The sequence below is a fragment of the Kineococcus indalonis genome, assembly GCF_009906395.1.
GTDB classification, from domain to species: domain Bacteria; phylum Actinomycetota; class Actinomycetes; order Actinomycetales; family Kineococcaceae; genus Kineococcus; species Kineococcus indalonis.
Genome location: NZ_JAAALM010000465.1, coordinates 1 through 3,267, shown reverse-complemented (window position 1 = coordinate 3,267; position 3,267 = coordinate 1). Strand labels below are relative to the sequence as shown.

3 protein-coding genes and 2 pseudogenes are annotated in these 3,267 nt (G+C 79.0%); 3 read left to right on the top strand and 2 right to left on the bottom strand.

The window, feature by feature from the left end:
* The first annotated feature begins 50 nt into the window (after positions 1-50).
* Positions 51-479, top strand: a complete 429-nt coding sequence (locus GTR00_RS26450) for a M17 family peptidase N-terminal domain-containing protein (protein ID WP_166612866.1) — start codon at positions 51-53, stop codon at positions 477-479.
* On the opposite strand, the pseudogene GTR00_RS26445 reads toward GTR00_RS26450, so the two are convergent.
* Positions 416-1,021, bottom strand: a pseudogene (locus GTR00_RS26445) (ABC-2 family transporter protein); the annotation flags it as partial. The gene GTR00_RS26450 and the pseudogene GTR00_RS26445 sit on opposite strands and share 64 nt — an antisense overlap.
* A gap of 133 nt (positions 1,022-1,154) precedes the next feature.
* A complete protein-coding gene (locus GTR00_RS17530; RefSeq protein WP_323132577.1) occupies positions 1,155-1,955 on the bottom strand; it encodes an ABC transporter permease in 801 nt (266 codons plus the stop codon).
* Between the two features lie 142 nt (positions 1,956-2,097).
* Here GTR00_RS17530 and GTR00_RS17525 point away from each other — a divergent pair, with 142 nt between their 5' ends.
* Positions 2,098-2,601, top strand: coding sequence for a DUF4383 domain-containing protein (locus GTR00_RS17525; RefSeq protein WP_166612864.1), 504 nt, complete (start codon positions 2,098-2,100; stop codon positions 2,599-2,601).
* A 193-nt stretch (positions 2,602-2,794) separates the two neighbouring features.
* Positions 2,795-3,267: pseudogene (locus tag GTR00_RS17520) on the top strand (hypothetical protein); the annotation flags it as partial.

Sequence of the window (3,267 nt, the reverse complement as noted above, 5' to 3'; positions counted from 1 at the left end):
GGTCCACGCCGTAGCGGCCGGGCGCCGCCGACGCCGCCGTCCGCTACGGCGTGGACCTCGCCGAGCTGTGCGCCGCCGAGGAGGTGCCCGGCGAGGCCGGGCGCGCCACCCGGCTGCCCGTGGCGGCCCCCGACGGCTCGCCCCGCCGCCTGCTCGTGCTGGGCGTCGGCGACTCCTCACCCGCGGCGCTGCGCCGCGCCGCGGCCGCCCTGGCCCGCGCCGCCGGTCCCGCGGGGGACGTGGCCACCACCCTCGCCGACGGCGCGGGCGAGGACGGCGTGCGCGCCGTCGTGGAGGGCTTCCTGCTCGCCTCCCACACCCCGCCGGTCTCCGGGCGGCGCGCCGCCGCCGAGCCCGCCGCGCGCCGCCTGCTGCTGCTCGGCGACGTCAGCGCCGCCGCCGCGGGCGTGCACGCCCCCAGCCACGACGGCAGCCCCACCGGGCCGGGTTCGCCCGTCATCGCCAGCACCGGCAGGTAGGCCACGAACGCGGTGGGCACCAGGTACGTGAACGCGTACCGCAGCCCCGCCGGGTACAGCGAGGAGGGGTTCTGCGCGGCGTTCGCGCCGCCGTAGGTGAACGCGTTGGCGGCCTCGCGGCCCTCCAGGAGCCAGAACTGCAGGCCCGCGGCGGCCACGAACAGCGCGGCGAACAGCGCGGTCCCGCCCGCGGCGGAGGAGGCCAGCAGCGCCGCGGAGGTCGGCGAGGCGCCCACCCCGGCGCGCGGCAGCGCCACCGCGAGCACCACCAGCGCGACCAGCGCGCGCCCCAGCCGGCGCAGCGAGACCTCGGCGGTGGCCAGCTGCGCCAGCAGCGGCAGCGGGCGCAGCAGGAACGCGTCCAGGGTGCCCTCGCGCAGGTGGCGGGGCAGGTCGTCCACGTGCCCGACGAGCAGGTCGGCCAGCGCGAACGCCAGGTTCGCCAGCGCGAACACCAGGCACGCCTGCCACACGTCCAGCCCGCCCAGGGAGTCCACCCGGGAGAAGACGACGTAGACGGTGGCGAACTCGCTGACGCCCACGCCGACGTTGGCCAGCACGTCCGCGGCGAAGGACGTGCGGTACGCCAGCTGCGCGCGCACCCGCGAGGCCAGCAGCGCCCGGTACGCGGTGAACGCCCCCGTCCGCTCCCGCTGCTCCGGGTGTTCCGGGTGCTCAGCCACCCTGCACCACCAGCCGGCGCGCGCCGACGGCCAGGGCGATCCGGCCGGCCAGCAGCAGCGCGGCCAGCCAGGCGAGCTGCACGCCCACCACGCGCAGCGCGGCGGTGCCGGTGACGACGCCGGTGAGCAGGTCCGCCGGCGCCTGCAGCACCGAGGGGAACGGCGTGGCGGCGGCCAGCGCGGCCAGCCACCCGGGGAACCACGCCACCGGCACCGCCAGGCCGGTCAGGACGGTGGCGCTCACGGTGTGGAGCAGCAGCAGCCCGCGCACGTCGGTGAGCCAGAACGCGCTCACCCCCACCAGCCAGCGCATCGCGAAGGAGATCGACACCCCCAGGGCCAGCGCCAGCGCGCCCAGGACGTACCCGCCGGCGCCGGCCGGCAGGGACAGGCCCGTGGTCAGCGCCCCCACCAGCAGCGGCGGCAGGCCGCGCGGCAGGAGCTGGAACGCGGCGCGGCCCAGGTCGTCGGCCCACGCCGCGAGCTGCGGGTCCACGGGGCGGGCCAGGTCCACGGCCACGTCGCCGGTGCGCACCCGGCGGGCGAGGCGGTCGTCGGCGAACACCGACAGCGGGGCCAGCAGCGCCTGGCTGAGCCAGGCGAACGTGGCGGCCTGGGCGGCGTCGTACCCGGCGACGGTCCCGCCCGCGGCGGCGACGGTGCCGGTGAGGACGGCGGCCTTCACGGCGCCGAACACGGTGTTCGCCAGCGCGCCGGCGGCGGTGGCGGCGCGGTAGGCGGAGTGGCGGCGGAACCCGGCGACCACCAGCGCGGGGTGGGCGGCGGCGGGCACGGGCGCCGAGCCTAGCGGCGCGGTGCGCCGCGCGGGCGGAGCGCACCGGACCCGCTCGCCTTGCCGCTGCGGCCGTGACGCCTACCGTGGGAGCGCCGGGTCGAGAGCACGTGCCCGTCAGGAAGCGCCCAGGAGGGTTCCCGTGAGCAGCACCAGCACCTCGACGTCCTCGCGCCCGTCCGTCCACCGCTCGCCCGTCTCGCTGACCTCGCTCGTGGTGGGCATCGCGTTCCTCGCCGTCGGCGTCCTCGGTTTCGTGCCGGGGATCACGACCGACTACGACCAGCTCAGCGGCGCCGGGCACCACTCCGGCGCGCACCTGCTGGGCATCTTCCAGGTGTCCGTGCTGCACAACCTGCTGCACCTGGCCTTCGGCGTGCTGGGCGTGGCGCTGGCCCGCTGGACGGCCACCGCGCGCCTGTTCCTGCTCGTCGGCGGCGTCGCCTACCTGGGCCTGTGGGTGTTCGGCCTGGCCACGGCCGACGACAGCGGCGCGAACTTCGTGCCCGTGAACGCGGCCGACGACTGGCTGCACCTGGGCCTGGGCATCGGGATGGTCCTGCTGGGCCTGGTCATGCCGCGCCGCTCCTCCACGGGCACGGCCACCGCGCACCAGGGCCCGACCGCCGGCGGGCGCATCAAGTGACGCGTCCCGCGCGGGGCTGACCGCCCCCCCGGACGGGTGCCCGGCTCCTCACCGCGCGTGAGGAGCGGCCCGCCCGGGGGGTCCCGCGCGCCCGTCCGGGTGCTGCCCGCTGGGCCGCCCGGGTGAGGCGGTCACCACCTGCCGCCCGCACCGCGGCACCCTCGGGGCTCCGGCGGGCGAGCGAGGGGGAGCGGTGCGGCGCAGCACGGGCGGGACGCGGGGACGGGGCGGCGCGGGCCGCGACGAGGGCCTGACGGCGCTGGAGGTGCTGGTCGGGGTGACCGTCCTGGGCGTGCTGACCGCCGCCGCCGCGCCCCAGTACCAGGAGCTGCGGCGCGGCGCGTGGGCGGCGGCGGCCACCGCGGACGCCCGCCAGGCCGCGCTCCTGGTCGCCGGCAGCGACAGCGGCGTGGCCCCGGCCGCGCCGGTGCTGCTCAGCGACCCGGCCTCCGTGCCCGCCGAGTACGCCGACTTCCGCGCCAGCTCGGGGGTGGGCACCGCGGTCGCCGGCGTCGCGGCCGGCGCGGGCGGGCCCGCGGGTTCCTGCGTCGCCTCCCACCACCCCGCCGCCGGTGCTGCTCAGCGACCCGGCCTCCGTGCCCGCCGAGTACGCCGACTTCCGCGCCAGCTCGGGGGTGGGCACCGCGGTCGCCGGCGTCGCGGCCG